A 17659-nucleotide genomic window follows, 5' to 3' on the forward strand; every position below is an offset into this window, starting at 1 on the left:
CGCTCGGGCTCGTTCCGGTCCATCTGTGTGAGTTGATGGCCGGACGCGGAGTGCCCGCCGGCCTGTTAAGGGGTGTCATCGTGCCGACCCAGGCTCAGAAGTCACAGCGCTCCCCCTCCACCGCCAAGACCCGTGCCCCAGCCGCCCCCGGCGTCCGCACGTACGTCCTGGACACCAGCGTCCTGCTGGCCGACCCCGGCGCCCTCAAGCGCTTCGCGGAGCACGAGGTCGTGCTCCCGGTCGTGGTGATCACCGAGCTGGAGGGCAAGCGGCACCACCCCGAGCTGGGCTTCTTCGCCCGCAGCGCGCTGCGGGCCCTCGACGAGCTCCGCGTCCTCCACGGGCGTCTCGACGAGCCGGTCCCGATCGGCGACGAGGGTGGCAGCATCCGGGTCGAGCTCAACCACACCGACCCGACCTCGCTGCCGTCGGGCTTCCGGCTCGGCGACAACGACACCCGGATCCTCGCGGTCGCCCACAACCTCTCCGCAGAGGGCTGCGACGTCACGCTCGTCTCCAAGGACCTGCCGCTGCGGATCAAGGCGTCCGCGGTCGGCCTCGACGCCCAGGAGTACCGCGCCGAGGCGATCAGCGACTCCGACTCCGGCTACACCGGGATGGCCGAGATCGAGGTCGCGGCCGCCGACCTGGACGAGCTGTACGACGACGGCGTGCTCGACCTGGAGGCGGCGCGCCAGCTGCCGTGCCACCAGGGACTGGTGCTGCTCTCCGACCGAGGTACGGCGCTGGGCCGGGTCGGCCCCGACAAGCAGGTGCACCTCGTGCGCGGCGACCGCGAGGCCTTCGGCATCCACGGCCGTTCGGCCGAGCAGCGGATCGCCCTGGAGATCCTGCTCGACCCCGAGGTCGGGATCGTCTCGCTCGGCGGCCGGGCCGGCACCGGCAAGTCGGCGATGGCGCTCTGCGCCGGGCTCGAGGCGGTCCTGGAGCGCGGCCAGCACAAGAAGGTCGTGGTCTTTCGTCCGCTCTTCGCCGTCGGTGGCCAGGAGCTCGGCTACCTGCCCGGCTCCGAGAGCGAGAAGATGTCGCCCTGGGGCCAGGCCGTCTTCGACACCCTGGGGGCGATGACCTCCAAGGAGGTCATCGACGAGATCCTCGACCGCGGGATGCTCGAGGTGCTGCCGCTGACCCACATCCGCGGGCGGTCGCTGCACGACGCCTTCGTGATCGTCGACGAGGCGCAGTCGCTGGAGCGCAACGTGCTGCTGACGGTGCTGTCGCGGATCGGCGCCAACTCCAAGGTGGTGCTGACCCACGACGTCGCCCAGCGCGACAACCTCCGGGTCGGCCGGCACGACGGCGTCGTGGCGGTGATCGAGAAGCTGAAGGGTCACCCGCTCTTCGCCCACGTCACGCTCACCCGGTCGGAGCGCTCCCCGATCGCGGCGCTGGTCACCGAGATGCTGGAGAACGTCACCCTCTGACCGCGGTGCATCTGGGTCCCCTGTGACTGTTGTGACGGGGGAGGCGGAAAGCTGCTGGATTGCCTCAGGAGATCGGCAGTTCGGTTTGCAACCACCTCCCTCGTCCGGCAGGGTGGCCCGTGATCCTTTCGTGACCTCCGACAACGCCGTCGTGGTCTGCCCGAGTCGTCTACCCGAGCCCCGAGGCCTTGTCCAAGCACAAGAAGTACGTCCCCAAGCACCGCCACGTTGCTGAGCCGACCCTGCTCGAGGCGCCGAAGAAGGCGCTGCGCACCGGGGTAGTCCTCACCTCGGTGGCGGTCGCCGTGACCGGCATCGCCGTCTCCGGCGGTGTGCTCGGCAGCGGCGCGGGACAGGTGGCCGCCACCGCCCAGGACCTCCACGGCGACCTCACCGACGGGCGGGCCCCGCAGGCGTCGGCTGCCCTCGACCGGACCGTGACCTCGCGCTCGGCCGACCGCCGGCGCAAGGCGGACCCGGTCAAGGTGAGTTCGCTCTCCACGACCAGTGGCCCGGCCCGCACCGCGACGGTCGACCTGAGCGCCGGCGATCCCCGCGACATCGCCCGCGCGCTGATGGGGCAGTTCGGCTTCGGCGCCGACCAGTTCGGCTGCCTCGACTCGCTCTGGATGCGGGAGAGCGGCTGGAACCCCCACGCCGACAACCCGTCGTCCTCCGCCTACGGCATCCCGCAGGCGCTCCCCGGCTCGAAGATGGCCTCCGCCGGTGCCGACTGGGCCACCAACCCGGCCACCCAGATCATGTGGGGCCTGGGGTACATCCAGGACCGGTACGGCAGTCCTTGCGGCGCCTGGGCGCACTCGCAGGCGCGCGGGTTCTACTGAGCCTGACCCAACCAGGGATACCCGGTTAACCGGGTATCCCTGAACTCCTCGGGCACTGCAATGCCCCAGGAGTTCATGAAGTGCCCGAGGAGTCCGACCTACGGGTGGGTCATCGACTCGACGTCGAGGGCCTCGTCCAGCTGCTCCTCGGTGAGCTCCCCGCGCTCGACGTACCCCATCGCGACCACCGTCTCCCGGATCGTCCGGCCCTCGGCGAGCGCCTGCTTGGCGATCTTGGCGGCGGCCTCGTAGCCGACGTACTTGTTCAGCGGGGTGACGACCGAGGGCGAGGACTCGGCGTACTGCCGCATCCGGTCGGCGTTGGCGGTGATGCCGTCGACGCAGCGCTCGGCGAGCAGGCGTGAGGAGGCCGCGAGCAGACGCACGGACTCGAGCACGTTGCGCGCCATCACCGGCATCGCGACGTTGAGCTCGAAGCTGCCGCTCGCGCCGGCCGCGGTGACGGCGGCGTCGTTGCCGATGACCTGGAAGCACACCATCAGCGTGGCCTCGGGCAGCACCGGGTTGACCTTGCCCGGCATGATGCTCGACCCGGGCTGCAGATCGGGCAGGTGGATCTCCGCGAGCCCCGTCGTCGGCCCGGAGGACATCCAGCGCAGGTCGTTGCAGATCTTGGTGAGCCCGACGGCGATGGTCCGGAGCACGCCGCTCAGCTCGACGAGCGAGTCGCGGGTGCCCTGGGCCTCGAAGTGGTCACGCGCCTCGGTGAACGGCTGACCCGCCTGCTCGGAGAGCACGGCGATCACCCGCTCCGCGAAGCCGGGAGGGGTGTTGATGCCGGTGCCGACTGCGGTGCCGCCGAGCGGCAGCTCGCGCACCCGGGGGAGCACCGACTCGAGCCGCTCGACGGCGTACCGCACCGTGGCGGCGTACCCCCCGAACTCCTGGCCGAGCATCACCGGCGTGGCGTCCATCAGGTGGGTGCGTCCGGACTTCACAAGGCCGGCGAACTCCTCGGCCTTGCTGCCCAGCGATGCCGCGAGCACGCCGAGCGCCGGCACCAGGTCGTCGGCGACGGCGACGGTGGCCGCGACGTGGATCGCCGTCGGGAAGGTGTCGTTGCTCGACTGGCTGGCGTTGACGTGGTCGTTGGGGTGCACCTCGGTGCCCGCGCGGCCGGCCAGGCTCGCGATGACCTCGTTGGCGTTCATGTTGGAGCTGGTGCCCGAGCCGGTCTGGAAGACGTCGATCGGGAACTCCGCGTCGTGCTCGCCGGCCACCACGCTGGTCGCCGCCTCGACGATCGCCGCGGCCTGCGCCTCCTCGAGAACGCCGAGCTCGGCGTTGACGGCTGCCGCTGCGGCCTTCACCCGCCCGATCGCGTGGATCAGCGCGGGCTCGATCGGGGTGCCGCTGATGGGAAAGTTCTCCACGGCGCGCTGGGTCTGGGCCCGCCAGAGTGCCTCCCGAGGCACCTGGACCTCGCCCATGCTGTCGTGCTCGACGCGATAGTCGCTCATGGCGTCGACGGTACCCGCGCGACGTAGAGCCAGTACTCCTCCTCGCGGTCCTGGAGCAGTACGTCGTACCGGTGCGCGCCTGCCTCGTCGAAGACGCGGCCCAGGGTCTCCTCGAGGTCGGGGGCCTCCGCGGCCGACCAGATCGCCAGGACGCCCCCGGGCCGGAGCACGTCGCGCGCCGCCTCCAGGAACGGCTCGCGGTAGAGCACAGCGTTGGTGTCGTGGACCAGGTAGCCCGGGCCGTTGTCGACGTCCAGCAGGACCAGGTCGTACGACGCGGGCGCGGCCTCGGCCAGCGCGACCGCGATGTCGGCGACCACGACCGTCACGCGCTCGTCGGCGAGCAGGGCCGGTCCCTGGGGCACCGTGCCGTCGCGCATCCAGTCGACCAGCGCCTGCTCGATCTCGACGACCGCGACCTTCTCGACACGGCTGTCCGCGAGCACCGCGTGCATCGTGAACCCCAGCCCCAGTCCGCCGACGACGACCGCCCGCGGGTCCTCGACCTGCGCCAGCGCCGACTCGGCGAGGGCATGCTCCGTGCTGGTCTCGAGGGTGTCCATCACGAACACCCCGTTGGCCCGCAGCTCCAACGACGCCGGCCCGCTCTCCGGGCGCCGCTCGCGCAGCACCAGCTCGCCCCGCTCCGACTCGGTCCGCGCGATCTCGACGTACTCCACGGGGCAACGCTACGGGGGCGCTAGTCGAAGAGCTCGCTGAGCCAGCTCTCCTTGCGCTTCTTCTTCGCGTAGCCCTGCTGCTGGTACCCCTGCGGGCCCTGGCCGTACGCCGGGGCGGGCGCGACCGCCTGCGGGGTGAGGGACCGCTCGATGATCTTGTCGAGCTCGCCGCGGTCGAGCCACACCCCGCGGCAGGTCGGGCAGTAGTCGATCTCGATCCCGCTGCGCTCGCTCATCGTCAGGGTCGCGCCGTCGGTAGGGCACTGCATGAGGGTCCTCTCGTTGCTTACCCGGTCGAACGGGTGAGCGGCGACGAGGGTTCCGGGCGGGCGGGTGACGTCCTACTCCGCCGAGCGCACCCGGATCCCGGTGACCGGGACCGTGACGGTGCCGGACGGGTCGGTGAAGAAGTCGTTGCCCTTGTCGTCGACCACGATGAATGCCGGGAAGTCCTCGACCTCGATCTTCCAGACCGCCTCCATGCCGAGCTCGGCGTACTCCAGGACCTCCTGGGAGCGGATGCAGTCCTGCGCGAGCCGGGCGGCAGGGCCGCCGATCGAGCCGAGGTAGAACCCGCCGTACTCGTCGCACGCCTCGGTGACCTGCTTGGAGCGGTTGCCCTTGGCGAGCATCACCATCGAGCCGCCGGCGGCCTGGAAGGCCTTCACGTACGAGTCCATCCGGCCGGCGGTCGTCGGGCCGAAGGACCCGGACGCCATCCCGGCCGGGGTCTTCGCCGGGCCGGCGTAGTAGACCGGGTGGTCCTTGAGGTACGCCGGCATCTCCTCGCCGGCGTCGAGCCGCTCCTGGATCTTGGCGTGCGCGATGTCCCGGGCGACGACGAGCGGCCCGGTCAGCGAGAGCCGCGTCTTGACGGGGTGCTTCGAGAGCTCCGCGAGGATGTCGGCCATCGGCTGGTTGAGGTCGATCGACACGACCTCGCCCCCGGCGATGTCCTCGGCCACCCCGGCCGACGGCATGTAGTGCGCGGGGTCCATCTCGAGCTGCTCCAGGAAGACGCCCTCGGGCGTGATCTTGCCCAGCGCCTGCCGGTCGGCCGAGCACGACACCGCGATCGCGACCGGGCAGGACGCACCGTGGCGGGGGAGGCGGACGACGCGGACGTCGTGGCAGAAGTACTTGCCGCCGAACTGCGCACCGATCCCGAAGGACTGGGTCAGCTTGAAGACCTCTTCCTCCAGCTCGACGTCGCGGAAGCCGTGCGCCGACATCGATCCCGACGTCGGCAGGTTGTCGAGGTAGTGCGCGGACGCGTACTTCGCCGTCTTCAGCGCGAACTCCGCCGACGTGCCGCCGATCACCACGGCCAGGTGGTACGGCGGGCACGCGGCCGTGCCGAGCGAGCGGATCTTCTCGTCGAGGAAGGTCAGCAGACGTTGCGGGTTGAGGACCGCCTTGGTCTCCTGGAAGAGGAACGACTTGTTGGCCGAGCCGCCGCCCTTGGCCATGAAGAGGAACTTGTACTCCGGCCGCCCCGACGTCTGAGGCGTCGAGTAGATCTCGATCTGTGCGGGCAGGTTGGTGCCGGTGTTCTTCTCGTCGTACGTCGTCAGCGGCGCGAGCTGCGAGTAGCGCAGGTTGAGCTTCGTGTAGGCGTCGTACACGCCGCGCGAGATCGCCTCGCCGTCGTCGATGCCGGTGATGACGCCCTCGGACTTCTTGCCCATCACGATCGCGGTGCCGGTGTCCTGGCACATCGGCAGCACGCCACCGGCGGAGATGTTGACGTTCTTGAGCAGGTCGAGCGCGACGAAGCGGTCGTTGCCCGACGCCTCGGGGTCGTCGATGATCTTGCGGAGCTGGGCCAGGTGCGCCGGCCGCAGGTAGTGGCTGATGTCGTGCATCGCCTCGGCGGTCAGCCGCTGGATCGCCTCCGGCGACACGCGCAGGAAGGTCTCCCCGTCGACCCGGAAGCTCGACACGCCCTCCGTCGTCACGAGCCGGTACGGCGTCTCGTCCTTGCCGATGGGCAGCAGGTCGGAGTACAGGAACTCAGCAGATGTCGCCACGAGCCCCGACGATATCCGGCCCGGTCCCGACCAGCCTGACCGGTATCGGCGTCAGCTGGTCGCGGCGTCCTGCTCCGCCTCCTGTGCCGCTGCCTGCTCGGTCGCGTGCTCGAGGATCCGGCCGGCGTTGTCGCGGTCGACGGTGAGGTTCTCGCCGGTGGCCGGGTCGAAGAGGTGGATCTTGGAGCCGTCGACCCAGATCTCGGCCTCCTCGCCCTCCTTGATCCGGCTGGCGCCGTCGAGCGAGACGACGAGCTGGGTGTGCAGCGACTCGCCGTCGAGGTCGCGCTCCAGCTGGCGCAGCTGCTCCTCGACCTCGGGCGGCGCCTCGAACGGGATGTAGGCGTACGTCTCGTTGCCCAGCCACTCGACCACGTCGACCGTGGCCCGGAAGGTGGAGCCGTTGCCCGGGTCGGTCTTCACGCTGGCGTCCTCGAAGTACTCCGGCCGGATGCCCGCCATGAGCAGGCCCTTGCCCTCCGCCTTGGCGGCCTTCTCGGCGGGGATCTCGACGGTGCCGAACGGCAGCTTGACCGAGGTGCCCTCGACGGTGGCCGGCAGGAAGTTCATCGGCGGCGAGCCGATGAAGCCTGCGACGAAGAGGTTGCCGGGGTTCTCGTAGAGCTCCCGAGGGGTCGCCAGCTGCTGCAGGATCCCACGCTTGAGCACGGCGACCCGGTCGCCCAGGGTCATCGCCTCGGTCTGGTCGTGGGTCACGTAGACGGTGGTGATGCCGAGCCGCTTCTGCAGCCGCGAGATCTCTGTGCGCATCTGCCCGCGCAGCTTGGCGTCGAGGTTCGACAGCGGCTCGTCGAAGAGGAACGCGTCCGCCTCGCGGACGATCGCCCGGCCCATCGCGACGCGCTGGCGCTGACCGCCCGACAGGTTGCCCGGCTTGCGGTCGAGGTGCTCATCGAGCTCGAGCGTCTTCGACGCCGCCCGCACCTTCTTGTCGATCTCGTCGTCGGGGGCCTTCGCCAGCCGCAGCGGGAACGCGATGTTCTCGTAGACGGTCAGGTGCGGGTAGAGGGCGTAGTTCTGGAAGACCATCGCGAGGTTGCGGTCGCGCGGCGCCAGGTCGTTGACCCGCTTGTCGCCGATCATCATGTCGCCGGACGTGATGTCCTCCAGCCCCACGATCATCCGTAGCAGCGTCGACTTCCCGCACCCGGACGGCCCGACGAGGATCATGAACTCCCCGTCGGCCACGTCGATGCTGATGTCGTTGACCGCCGGAAAGCCGTCGCCGTACTTCTTGACGATGTTCTTCATGTCGATGGCAGCCATCAGGTCACCCCTTCACTGCGCCGGAGGTGAGGCCGGCGACGATCTTTCGCTGGAACAGCAGGACGATGATGATGATCGGGACGGTGACCACGACCGAGGCGGTCGCGAGCTGGCCGTACGGCGGGTTGAACGGGTCGGGCCCGACGAAGTAGGACATCTGGGCCGGGACGGTCCTCGACTTCGTCGTCGACGTGAGCGAGATCGCGAGCACGAACTCGTTCCACGCGAAGAAGAACGTGAGGATCGCGGCGGTGAAGACGCCGGGTGCCGCGAGCGGGACGATCACCTTGCGGAAGGCCTGCCACGAGGTCGCGCCGTCGACCTGGGCCGCCTGCTCCATCTCCCATGGGATCTCACGGAAGAACGCCGACAGGGTCCAGATCGCCAGCGGGAGCGTGAAGGTCATGTAGGGGATGATCAGGCCCGGCCAGGTGTTGAAGAGGTGGAAGGTCCGCCACAGGTCGAAGAGCGGTCCGACCAGCGACACCACCGGGAACATCGCGATCGCGAGGGCGAGCGACAGCACGAGCCGCTTGCCCCGGAACTCCAGGCGCGCGATCGCGTACGCCGCCAGCGTCGCGAAGATCACCGACAGGAACGTCGCGATGAGCGCGATGCCGAACGAGTTGCGCAGCGCGTCCAGGAAGTCGCCGTCGTTGAGGATGTCCTTGTAGTTCTGGAGGGTCGGGTCCTTGGGCAGGAACTGCGGGCTGCCCGCGGCCGTCTCGCCGACACCCTTGAAGGACAGCGAGATGATCCAGACGACCGGGAGCAGGCACCACACGAGGATCAGCAGGAAGCCGACCCAGGTGCCGATGAGGTTGCGGGTGCGGTTCATCAGCCCTCCCCTCGGGCCTGGGCCAGATCGACTCGGAAGAGCTTGACGATCAGCCAGGCGAGCAGCAGCACGGTCAGGAAGAGCAGCACCGAGAGGGCGGAGCCGAGGCCCAGCTGGAACTGCTCGATCACCTGTCTGTAGGTCAGGAACGACGAGGACTCGGTGTCCTGGGCGCCCCGGGTCATCACGAAGATGTTGTCGAAGATGCGGAACGCGTCGAGCGCCCGGAAGAGCACCGCGACCATGATGGCCGCCCGCATGTTGGGCAGGATCACCTTCCACAGCCGCTGCCACCACGTCGCGCCGTCGACCTTGGCCGCCTCGATCATGTCCTCGGACACCTGCGAGAGGCCGGCGAGGAGCAACAGCGCCATGAACGGCGTGGTCTTCCAGATCTCCGAGACCATGATCGCGAACATCGCCGGCCAGTGCTCACCGAACCAGTTGGTGTCCGGGCCGATCCACGGCAGCCAGGCGAACCAGCTGTTGACCCAGCCGTTGTTGATGCTGAAGGTGAACTGCCAGGCGAAGGCCGAGACGACGGTGATGATGCCGTACGGGATCAGGATCGAGGTCCGGATGGCGCCGCGGGCGAAGACGATGCGGTGCATCACCATCGCGAAGGCGAAGCCGATCACCAGCTCGATCGCGACCGTGACGATCATGATGATCACGGTGTTGACGGTGTCCTGCCAGAACAGCGAGTCGGACAGGATCGTCAGGTAGTTCGACAGCCCGACGAACTCCTTGTCGTCCGGTGTCGTGAGCCGGTAGCGGTAGAGCGAGAGGTAGAGCGCCTGGATCATCGGGTAGGCCGTGACGACGAGCATCACCACCACCGCAGGCGCGACGAGCTTCAGCCCCAGACGGTTCTCGGCCTTCGCGCGATCGCTCGCGACGACCTTGCCCGGCCGGCCGGCGGTCGTGGTGCTCACAGGAGCCTCTTTCCGTGGAGGACTTCGTCGATGAACGACTGCGATTCCTTCGGTGTCGACGAGTTCACGCTGGCGGGTGGGTGCCAGGTCGACTGGATCCCGCCGGAGATGTCGCTCCAGTACGGGGTGACCGTGCGAGGGGCCGCCGCGTCCAGGCTGTCCTGGAAGAGCTGCAGCAGGTCCTCCGGGTAGATCTTCGCCAGCGCGGGGTAGTCGTAGCCCGCCGAGCTCGCCGGCATGTTGCCGGTCATCTCGGCGTTGATGCCCTGGCTCTCCGGGCTGGTGAGGCACTCGACCGCCTTCATCGCCTCGTCCACGTGGGCCGAGTGGGAGCTGACGCCGATCCCGATGCCGCCGTACGGCGGGCGCGAGTCCTCGCCGGCCACGGTCTGCGGGTAGCGCGTGTAGCCGATGTCCTTCTTGACCTCGGGCTGCGTCGAGTCGTAGTTGGTCCAGATGTAGGTCCAGTTCGTCAGGAACGCACCCTGCGCGGAGCCGAACGTCGCTCCCGCCTGTCCCTCCTGGGAGACCGAGAGGTCGGGCGGGGCCGCCTTCGAGTGGGCGAGCTTCTCGATGACGCCGGCCGCCTTCTCACCGGCCTCGGAGTCGAGGCCGAGGGTGAGGTCGACGCCCTTGTCGGTGTCGGTCGCGATCTCGCCTCCCGCACCGGCGATCAGCGAGTTGATCCAGACGACGTAGCCCTCGTACTTGTTCGCCTGCACCGCGACCTTGCCGTCGTTCTTGCTCGCGGCGTCGATGATCTGGTCCCAGGTGACCGGCTTCGTCATGTCGATGCCGGCCTTCTCGACGAACGACTTGCGGTACCAGAGCACCTGCGTGTTGGACCAGAACGGCGCGACCACCAGCTTGCCGTCCCAGGTCGCGGCGTCGGTCGCGCCCTTGAAGGACTGGTCCTTCAGCTTGCCCTGCAGGTCCTCCGGGATGTCGGCGAGGTAGCCGGCGTTGGCGAACTCCGCCGTGTACGGCGGGTCGATGCTCATGATGTCGATGCTCGAGTCGCCGGCGGCGAGTCGCCGGGCGAGCTGGATCCGCTGCTGGTTGGCGTCCTGGGGCAGCACCTGGGTGGTGATCGTGTAGTCGTCGGTGGAGCACTTCTTGGCGACGGCGGCCTGTCCGCCGCTGTCGGGGTTGATGTACCAGACGAGCTCCGGCTTGCCGGAGTCCGCGTTGGCCGAACAGGCAGCGAGTAGCCCTGAAGCCGTGATCAGCGCTGCGGCCGCGGCGAGTCCGCGACGTACTCCATCCATGCGCTCCACCTCCCCAGTGGTCTAGATCACATGTAGCCCCCTTTCGTCCCGAAGTAAACGTTGACATTTCTCCGATCAAGGGCACCCGCTACTGTGAGCGCGCTCACCTTTACTACGGATCGTCCGGCACGTACCTGCCGGTGAAGGAGTTGTTGAAGCATGGCCACAGTTCGTTTCGAAGAGGCACAGCGCTGGTACCCCGGTGCTGACAAGCCCGCCGTCCCCGGCATCAGCCTGGAGATCGGTGACGGCGAGTTCATGGTCCTCGTCGGTCCCTCCGGTTGCGGCAAGTCCACGACCCTGCGGATGCTCGCCGGGCTCGAGGAGGTCAACAAGGGGAAGATCTTCATCGGTGACCGCGAGATCACCAACATCCCCCCGAAGGACCGGGACATCGCGATGGTGTTCCAGAACTACGCGCTCTACCCGCACATGTCGGTCGCCGACAACATGGCCTTCGCGCTCAAGATGGCCAAGGTCCCGACGGACGAGCGCAACAAGCGCGTCCAGGACGCGGCGAAGATCCTCGGCCTGACCGAGTACCTCGACCGCAAGCCCAAGGCCCTCTCCGGCGGCCAGCGCCAGCGCGTCGCCATGGGTCGCGCGATCGTCCGCCAGCCGCAGGTGTTCTGCATGGACGAGCCGCTGTCGAACCTCGACGCCAAGATGCGCGTGCAGACGCGCACCGACATCGCGAAGCTCCAGGCCGACCTCGGCGTCACGACCGTCTACGTCACCCACGACCAGGTCGAGGCGATGACGATGGGCGACCGCGTCGCGGTGATGAAGGACGGCTACCTGCAGCAGGTCGACACCCCGCTCGGTCTCTACGACAAGCCGGTCAACCTCTTCGTCGCCGGCTTCATCGGCTCGCCCGCGATGAACCTGCTGGAGGCGCAGGCCAAGGACGGCAAGGCCCAGATCGGCGACTACCTCGTGCCGGTCGACCCGGCCGCGGCGTCGAAGATGGAGGGCAACATCACCGTCGGCGTACGCCCCGAGGCGTGGCGGATGGTCGGCAACAGCGAGGCCGGCATGCCGGTCCGGGTGACCGTGGTCGAGGACCTCGGCTCCGATGCCTTCGTCTACGGCACCAGCGGCGTCGAGGGCACGCCCAACAACATCATCATCCGCGTCAACGGCCGCGACCACGTGCAGAAGGGCGAGACGGTCTACGTGACCACCGACCCCGAGAACGTGCACGTGTTCGACACCGAGACCGGGGAGCGTCTCTCCGACTGAACCAACGCCGAGTCGGCGCCAGTTTGCACCTCCGGGCTGCAAACTGGCGCCGACTCGGCTATTTCGCTCGGTTGGCCGTACGCCGGATGGCGGCGACGAACGTCTCGAAGAGCGCGGGCGGCAGGTCGTGTCCCATGCCGTCGACGAGGAGCAGCTCGGCGCCGGGGATCGCGGCGGCGGTGGCCCGGCCGCCGGAGACGTGCACCATCTTGTCGGCGAGGCCGTGCACGACCAGGGACGGGACGCGTACGCCGCGCAGCCGGGTGCTCCGGTTGGGCTGGGTCAGCACCGCCATCATCTGGCGGACCACGCCCGCGGGGTGCAGGCCGCGGTCGAAGGTCAGGGACGCGCGGGCGCGGATCCGCTCCTCGTCCTCGGGGTACGCCGGGGAGCCGATCAGCCGCGCCATCGTCACGTTGGTCGCGAGGTAGGCGGCCCGGCCCGGCCGGGCCGGCGCGAGGAAGTGGGGGAGCACGGAGGGGTGCTGCCAGCCGACCGTGCGCTTGCCGGTCGTGGACATGATGCTGGTCATCGACCGCACCCGCTCGGGGTGGGCGAGCACCATCGTCTGCACGACCATCCCGCCCATGGACACCCCGACGACGTGCGCCGACTCCAGGCCGAGGTGGTCGAGCAGGCCGAACGCGTCGTCGCCCAGGTCGCCGAGGCTGTACGGCGCACGCACCCGGGTGCCGGCGAACGCCCGGACCAGCGTGGCCCGCGAGATCCGCGCGTCGAGGATCGTCGAGCGGCCCGTGTCGCGCTGGTCGAAGCGGATCACGAAGAAGCCCGCGCGGGCGAGGTCCTCGCACAGCTCGGTGTCCCACCAGGTCATCGGCCCGCCGAGGCCCATCACCAGGAGCAGCGGGTCGTCGTCGGGGTCGCCGAAGGTCTGGTAGCACAGCTCGATGCCCCGGCCGACGGGTGCGAAGAGCTCCTGGGAGACCGTCACGGCGGACTGGACCGGAGTTTCGGCCGCAGTGGCGCGGGTACGTCGTGGTCCGGAGGGCACTTGACCAGTCAACCACCCGGTCGACCGGTGCCGGGAGGGCGGGCGTTATGCGCTGGGCGAACAGTCGACACGGGCTGACCGATAACCGGGTATCCCGGGTTTCGGGGACGTAACGTGGCTCACGTGAGCACCAATCCACTTGCCGACTTCCTCCTGCCGGAGGGCTTCGCCGCCCCCGGCGCGGGAGCGGTGCTCCGCGAGGGCAGCGCGGTCGTCGAGATCGGCCGCTTCGCGCTCCGGGCCGCGGGCGACCGCCGGCACCGCCGGGACACGTCGTACGCCGCTCGCGCGGTGCCCCGCCTCGGCGACCCGGTGCTGCTCGTGCCCGGCTTCCTGGCCGGTGACGGGACGCTGGCCCTGATGAGCCGGTCGTTGCGGGCGCAGGGCTTCCGCACCTACCGGTCCCACATCCACGCCAACATCGGCTGCACGCTCAACGCCGCGGCCCAGCTCGAGGCCCGACTGGAGTCCATCGCGATCCGCCGGGGCTCCCGGGTGCAGGTCGTCGGGCACAGCCTCGGCGGCATGCTGGCGCGTGGCGTCGCCGTACGCCGTCCCGACCTGGTCTCCAACGTCGTCACCCTGGGCAGCCCGATGCTCGCGCCCGGCGCGCACCACCGCTCGCTGAGCGCCAGCGTCGAAATGCTGGTCCGGCTCAGCAAGGCCGGCGTGCCCGGCCTGATGGCCGAGGACTGCGTGGCCGGCGCGTGTGCGCGCCGGAGCTTCGAGGAGTGCCGCGCCGCGATGCCGGCGGGCATCGGCTTCGCCGCGGTCTACTCGCGCCGCGACGGGATCGTCGACTGGCGGGCGTGCATCGACCCGGCGGCGCACCAGGTCGAGGTCACCGCCTCGCACCTGGGGATGGCGTTCGACCCCCGCGTCATCGACGTCGTCGCCGACAACCTGCTGCGGACCTCGGCTGCCTCAGCCGTGGAAGTCGATCGCGGCAAAAGCGCGTAGCTTCTGGAGCTGGTGCTCCGAGCTGATCTTGCGGATCGTGCCGCTGCGCGACCGCATCACCAGCGACTCGGTGGTGCAGCCGCCCGCGTAGTAGCGCACCCCGCGCATCAGGTCGCCGTCCGTGATGCCGGTGGCGACGAAGAAGCAGTCGTCGCCGGTGACCAGGTCGTCGGTGCCGAGCACGAAGTCGGCGTCGAGGTTGTGGCCGGCGTCCAGCGCCCTCTGCCGCTCGTCGTCGTCCTGCGGCCAGAGCTGGCCCTGGATCACGCCACCCATGGACTTCATCGCGCACGCCGTGATGATCGCCTCGGGCGTGCCGCCGACGCCGAGCAGCAGGTCGACGCCGCTGTCCGGGCGGGCCGCCGAGATGGCCCCGGCGACGTCGCCGTCGACGATGAACTTGATCCGCGCGCCGGTCGCCCGGATCTCGTCCGCCAGGGCGGCGTGCCGCGGGCGGTCGAGCAGCACGACGGTGACGTCCTCGGGCTTGCCGCCCTTGGCCTTGGCGACCTGGTGGATGTTCTCGGCGACCGGGTAGCGGATGTCGACGAGGTCCGCCGCCTCCGGTCCGGTGGCCAGCTTGTCCATGTAGAAGACCGCGGACGGGTCGTACATCGAGCCACGCGGAGCGACGGCCAAGACGGCGACCGCGTTGCTCATGCCCTTCGCGGTCAGCGTGGTGCCGTCGATCGGGTCGACGGCGACGTCGCACTCGGGGCCGGTGCCGTCGCCGACGCGCTCGCCGTTGAAGAGCATCGGGGCGTTGTCCTTCTCGCCCTCGCCGATGACCACGACCCCGTCCATCCCGATCGTCGAGATCATCACCCGCATCGCGTTGACCGCGACCCCGTCGGCGCCGTTCTTGTCGCCGCGTCCGACCCACCGGCCGGCGGCCATGGCGGCCGCCTCCGTGACCCGGACGAGCTCCAGTGCGAGGTTGCGATCGGGCGACTGCGGAGCGACGGACAGGCTCTCTGGCTCGGTCATGCGGGAACTCTATCGGGCCCGGATCTCCCTTCAGGTGCGATAGATCGACACTTCGGTCGCCTTGATGCTGAAGACCACGGGCAGGCCTGGCACGAGGTCGAGGTCGGCGGCCGCGAGGGTGGTGACGTCGGCGGCGAGGCTCTGCCCGTCCGCCGGGGCCGCCCGGACCCGCACCTGGTCCCCGAAGGGCTCCAGGTCGGTGACCGTGGTGGCGATGACGTTGCGCGGGCTGCCGCCGGGCGGCTCGCGATAGATGGACACGGCGCTGGGCCGGAAGACCGCGACCACCAGGTCCTCGTCGGCCGGGACCGGGTCGGTGGTCAGTCCCTTCACCTCGATGCCGTCCGGGCCGACGACCGCCCCGTCGCGCCAGGTCCCGCGGACCATGTTGAGGCCGGCGATCCGGGCGGTGAACGGGCTGCGCGGCCGCGTCAGCACCTCGGCGGTCGGACCCGCCTCGACGACCCGCCCGGCGTCGACCACGACGACCCGGTCGGCGAGCAGCAGCGCGTCGAGGACGTCGTGGGTGACCAGGACCGCGGTCCGGTCGGCCAGCACGCGGCGCAGCGTCTGCCGGAGAGCCGGTCGTACGGCGACGTCGAGCGCCGCCATCGGCTCGTCGAGGAGCAGCAGCCGCGGGTCCGCGGCCAGGGCGCGGGCGACGGCGACGCGTTGGGCCTGCCCCCCGGACAGCTGGCCGGGTCGGCGGCTCGCGAGGTCCGCGACCCCGACCTCCTCCAGCCAGGCACGGGCCTGCGCGCGCGCCGTACGCCGTGGGTCCCCGCCGCTGCGAGGCCCGAAGGCGACGTTGTCGAGCACGCTCAGGTGGGGGAAGAGCAACGGGTCCTGGGCGAGCAGGGCGATCCGGCGCTGGTGCGGTGCGACCCACGTGTGGGGTCCGGTCAGCTCCACGTCGTCGAGCACGACCCGTCCGGCATCGGGGCGCAGCAGCCCGGCCGCGACGGCCAGCATCGTGGACTTGCCGGCCCCGTTGGGGCCGAGCACCGCGACGGTCTCGCGGTCGGCGACCTCGAGCGTGACGTCGACGTCGCGCTCGTCCACGCGGGCGCTCAGCTCGAAGCTCACCAGGTGCTCCGACCCGGGCGGGCGAGCGCGATCACGACGACCGCGACCACGACCAGCACCAGCGACATCGCGACCGCGGCGTCGGGGTCGGTCACCCGGAGGTTGTAGATGAAGAGCGGCAGGGTGCGGGTGGTGCCCTCGAGGCTGCCCGCGAAGGTGATCGTCGCGCCGAACTCGCCGAGTGCCCGGGCGAAGGACAGCACCGCACCCGAGACCAGCCCGGGGAGCACGAGGGGGAGGGTCACCCGTCGGAAGACCGTGGTCGGTCGGGCCCCCAGCGAGGCGGCCACCTCCTCGTAGCGCGCGCCGGCGCTGCGCAGCGCGCCCTCGAGGCTGACCACCAGGAAGGGGAGGGAGACGAAGGTCTGCGCCAGCACGACCGCCGTGGTCGAGAACGCGATCTGGACGCCGAGGGCGTCCAGCTCGCCGCCGAGCAGCCCCCTGCGGCCGAAGGTGTAGAGCAGCGCGATGCCGCCCACGACCGGCGGTAGCACCAGCGGCAGCAGCACGAGCGAGCGCACCAGTGCCTGGCCGGGGAAGCTGGTGCGGGCGAGCACCAGCGCCATCGGGACGCCGAGGAGCAGGCACAGGACGGTGGCGACCAACGACGTACGCAGGCTCAGCGACAGGGCGGTCAGCGCGGAGTCAGAGGTGACCAGATCGAGGAAGCCGCCCCACTCGACCCGCGAGAGCATCCCGGCGAGCGGGAGCAGGACGAGGGCGACGCCGAGCGCGGCGGGGACGTAGATCCAGGCCGGGAGCCCGACCTGCCGCTGCTTCGTCACCGCTCAAGGCTGCCCGAAGCCTGCGTCCTGCAGGACCTTCTGCCCCGTGTCGCCGAGCACGAAGTCGACGAACTCCCCGGCCAGGTCGGACTCGTCGGAGCCCTTCACCGGGGCGATCGGGTAGGTGTTCACGACGTCGCCCGACTCCGGGAAGGTGACCCCGGTGACGGCGTCACCGGCGGCGGTCACGTCGGTCACGTAGACCACCCCGGCGTCGGCCTCGCCGCTCGTGACCTTGGCGAGGACGTCGGTCACCGACTGCTCCTCGCTGACGGGCTTCAGCGTCACGCCGAGGTTGGTCGCCATCGTCTGCGTCGCGGCACCGCACGGGACCTCGGGGGCGCAGATGACGAGCTGGAGCCCCTTCTTCGCGAGGTCCTGGAAGCTCGCGACCCCGGCGGGGTTGTCGGGCGGGGTGGCGATCTCGAGGGTGTTGGTGGCGAAGTCCTGCGGGTCCGCACCGGTCAGGTCGTCGTCGACCAGCTTGTCCATGTTCTTGGTGTCGGCGGAGGCGAAGACGGCTGCCGGTGCGCCCTCCTGGATCTGGGTGACCAGGTCGGAGGAGCCGCCGAAGCTGAACTCCACCTTGACGCCGTCGTGCTCGGCCTCGAACTTCTTGCCGATCTCCTCGAAGGTCGAGGTCAGCGACGCCGCGGCGTACACGGTCAGGGTGGTCGTCCTGCCGCCGGCGCCACCGCCGTCGGATTCGGAGTCGCTGCCGCACGCGGCGAGCGGCAGCACCAGCGCGAGTGCGGCGGACAGGACGAGCGGGTTCAGC

The 17659-nt window shown here is 70.0% G+C and carries 17 protein-coding genes; 4 read left to right on the top strand and 13 right to left on the bottom strand.

The window, feature by feature from the left end:
* Window positions 1-35 precede the first annotated feature (35 nt).
* Window positions 36-1445 carry an RNA 5'-3' helicase PhoH2 gene (phoH2, locus tag ABEA34_RS16870; protein WP_425576879.1) on the top strand — a complete coding sequence of 470 codons (1410 nt, stop codon included), beginning with the start codon at window positions 36-38 and terminating at the stop codon, window positions 1443-1445.
* Window positions 1446-1633: 188 nt separating this feature from the next.
* A complete protein-coding gene (locus ABEA34_RS16875) occupies window positions 1634-2290 on the top strand; it encodes an aggregation-promoting factor C-terminal-like domain-containing protein (protein ID WP_345522561.1) in 657 nt (218 codons plus the stop codon).
* 98 nt (window positions 2291-2388) lie between these two features.
* On the opposite strand, the gene ABEA34_RS16880 is transcribed toward ABEA34_RS16875, so the two are convergent.
* The 8 genes from ABEA34_RS16880 to ABEA34_RS16915 form a co-directional block, all read right to left on the bottom strand.
* Window positions 2389-3771 carry a class II fumarate hydratase gene (locus ABEA34_RS16880; RefSeq protein ID WP_345522563.1) on the bottom strand — a complete coding sequence of 461 codons (1383 nt, stop codon included), beginning with the start codon at window positions 3769-3771 and terminating at the stop codon, window positions 2389-2391.
* On the bottom strand, window positions 3768-4451 hold the full coding sequence (locus tag ABEA34_RS16885) for a spermidine synthase (RefSeq protein ID WP_345522564.1): 684 nt from the start codon (window positions 4449-4451) through the stop codon (window positions 3768-3770). Before ABEA34_RS16885 ends, ABEA34_RS16880 begins: the two co-directional genes overlap by 4 nt.
* A 20-nt stretch (window positions 4452-4471) precedes the next feature.
* Window positions 4472-4720, bottom strand: coding sequence for a TFIIB-type zinc ribbon-containing protein (locus tag ABEA34_RS16890; protein ID WP_345522565.1), 249 nt, complete (start codon window positions 4718-4720; stop codon window positions 4472-4474).
* 72 nt (window positions 4721-4792) lie between these two features.
* A complete protein-coding gene (locus ABEA34_RS16895) occupies window positions 4793-6481 on the bottom strand; it encodes a fumarate hydratase (protein WP_345522566.1) in 1689 nt (562 codons plus the stop codon).
* A 51-nt stretch (window positions 6482-6532) separates the two neighbouring features.
* Window positions 6533-7768, bottom strand: a complete 1236-nt coding sequence (locus ABEA34_RS16900) for an ABC transporter ATP-binding protein (RefSeq protein ID WP_345522567.1) — start codon at window positions 7766-7768, stop codon at window positions 6533-6535.
* A 4-nt stretch (window positions 7769-7772) separates the two neighbouring features.
* Window positions 7773-8606 carry a carbohydrate ABC transporter permease gene (locus tag ABEA34_RS16905; RefSeq protein WP_345522568.1) on the bottom strand — a complete coding sequence of 278 codons (834 nt, stop codon included), beginning with the start codon at window positions 8604-8606 and terminating at the stop codon, window positions 7773-7775.
* Window positions 8606-9541, bottom strand: a complete 936-nt coding sequence (locus tag ABEA34_RS16910) for a carbohydrate ABC transporter permease (RefSeq protein ID WP_345522569.1) — start codon at window positions 9539-9541, stop codon at window positions 8606-8608. The genes ABEA34_RS16905 and ABEA34_RS16910 overlap by 1 nt, the downstream gene beginning before the upstream one ends.
* The gene (locus tag ABEA34_RS16915) at window positions 9538-10809 is read right to left on the bottom strand and encodes an extracellular solute-binding protein (RefSeq protein WP_345522570.1); all 1272 of its coding nucleotides are present in this window, start codon (window positions 10807-10809) and stop codon (window positions 9538-9540) included. The genes ABEA34_RS16910 and ABEA34_RS16915 overlap by 4 nt, the downstream gene beginning before the upstream one ends.
* A gap of 159 nt (window positions 10810-10968) precedes the next feature.
* On the opposite strand from ABEA34_RS16915, the gene ABEA34_RS16920 reads away from it, so the two are divergent.
* Window positions 10969-12051: an ABC transporter ATP-binding protein gene (locus ABEA34_RS16920; RefSeq protein ID WP_345522571.1), complete on the top strand. Its 1083-nt coding sequence runs from the start codon at window positions 10969-10971 to the stop codon at window positions 12049-12051.
* A 58-nt stretch (window positions 12052-12109) separates the two neighbouring features.
* Here ABEA34_RS16920 and ABEA34_RS16925 read toward each other — a convergent pair whose 3' ends face one another.
* Complete coding sequence (locus ABEA34_RS16925) at window positions 12110-13003, bottom strand: alpha/beta fold hydrolase (protein WP_345522572.1); 894 nt, start codon at window positions 13001-13003, stop codon at window positions 12110-12112.
* 183 nt (window positions 13004-13186) lie between these two features.
* Here ABEA34_RS16925 and ABEA34_RS16930 point away from each other — a divergent pair, with 183 nt between their 5' ends.
* Window positions 13187-14023: an esterase/lipase family protein gene (locus ABEA34_RS16930; RefSeq protein WP_345522573.1), complete on the top strand. Its 837-nt coding sequence runs from the start codon at window positions 13187-13189 to the stop codon at window positions 14021-14023.
* On the opposite strand, the gene glpX is transcribed toward ABEA34_RS16930, so the two are convergent.
* The 4 genes from glpX to modA are packed head-to-tail and all read right to left on the bottom strand — an operon-like array spanning window position 13988 to window position 17658.
* A complete protein-coding gene (gene glpX, locus ABEA34_RS16935; RefSeq protein WP_345522574.1) occupies window positions 13988-15010 on the bottom strand; it encodes a class II fructose-bisphosphatase in 1023 nt (340 codons plus the stop codon). The genes ABEA34_RS16930 and glpX overlap by 36 nt on opposite strands.
* A gap of 30 nt (window positions 15011-15040) precedes the next feature.
* Window positions 15041-16096 (bottom strand): sulfate/molybdate ABC transporter ATP-binding protein, encoded by a 1056-nt coding sequence (locus tag ABEA34_RS16940; protein WP_345522575.1) that lies wholly within the window; start codon window positions 16094-16096, stop codon window positions 15041-15043.
* Complete coding sequence (locus ABEA34_RS16945; RefSeq protein WP_345522576.1) at window positions 16093-16881, bottom strand: ABC transporter permease; 789 nt, start codon at window positions 16879-16881, stop codon at window positions 16093-16095. The genes ABEA34_RS16940 and ABEA34_RS16945 overlap by 4 nt, the downstream gene beginning before the upstream one ends.
* 3 nt (window positions 16882-16884) lie before the next feature.
* Window positions 16885-17658 carry a molybdate ABC transporter substrate-binding protein gene (gene modA, locus ABEA34_RS16950; protein ID WP_425576888.1) on the bottom strand — a complete coding sequence of 258 codons (774 nt, stop codon included), beginning with the start codon at window positions 17656-17658 and terminating at the stop codon, window positions 16885-16887.
* Window position 17659: the final 1 nt, after the last annotated feature.

Origin of the sequence: Nocardioides conyzicola (genome assembly GCF_039543825.1) — a bacterium.
Classification (GTDB): Bacteria; Actinomycetota; Actinomycetes; order Propionibacteriales; family Nocardioidaceae; genus Nocardioides; species Nocardioides conyzicola.

Coding starts and splice junctions, on each gene's coding strand:
- phoH2 (WP_425576879.1), top strand. CDS start 36: ATGGCCGGACGCGGAGTGCCCGCCGGCCTGTTAAGGGGTGTCATCGTG.
- ABEA34_RS16880 (WP_345522563.1), bottom strand. CDS start 3,771: ATGAGCGACTATCGCGTCGAGCACGACAGCATGGGCGAGGTCCAGGTG.
- ABEA34_RS16890 (WP_345522565.1), bottom strand. CDS start 4,720: ATGCAGTGCCCTACCGACGGCGCGACCCTGACGATGAGCGAGCGCAGC.
- ABEA34_RS16900 (WP_345522567.1), bottom strand. CDS start 7,768: ATGGCTGCCATCGACATGAAGAACATCGTCAAGAAGTACGGCGACGGC.
- ABEA34_RS16905 (WP_345522568.1), bottom strand. CDS start 8,606: ATGAACCGCACCCGCAACCTCATCGGCACCTGGGTCGGCTTCCTGCTG.
- ABEA34_RS16915 (WP_345522570.1), bottom strand. CDS start 10,809: ATGGATGGAGTACGTCGCGGACTCGCCGCGGCCGCAGCGCTGATCACG.
- ABEA34_RS16920 (WP_345522571.1), top strand. CDS start 10,969: ATGGCCACAGTTCGTTTCGAAGAGGCACAGCGCTGGTACCCCGGTGCT.
- glpX (WP_345522574.1), bottom strand. CDS start 15,010: ATGACCGAGCCAGAGAGCCTGTCCGTCGCTCCGCAGTCGCCCGATCGC.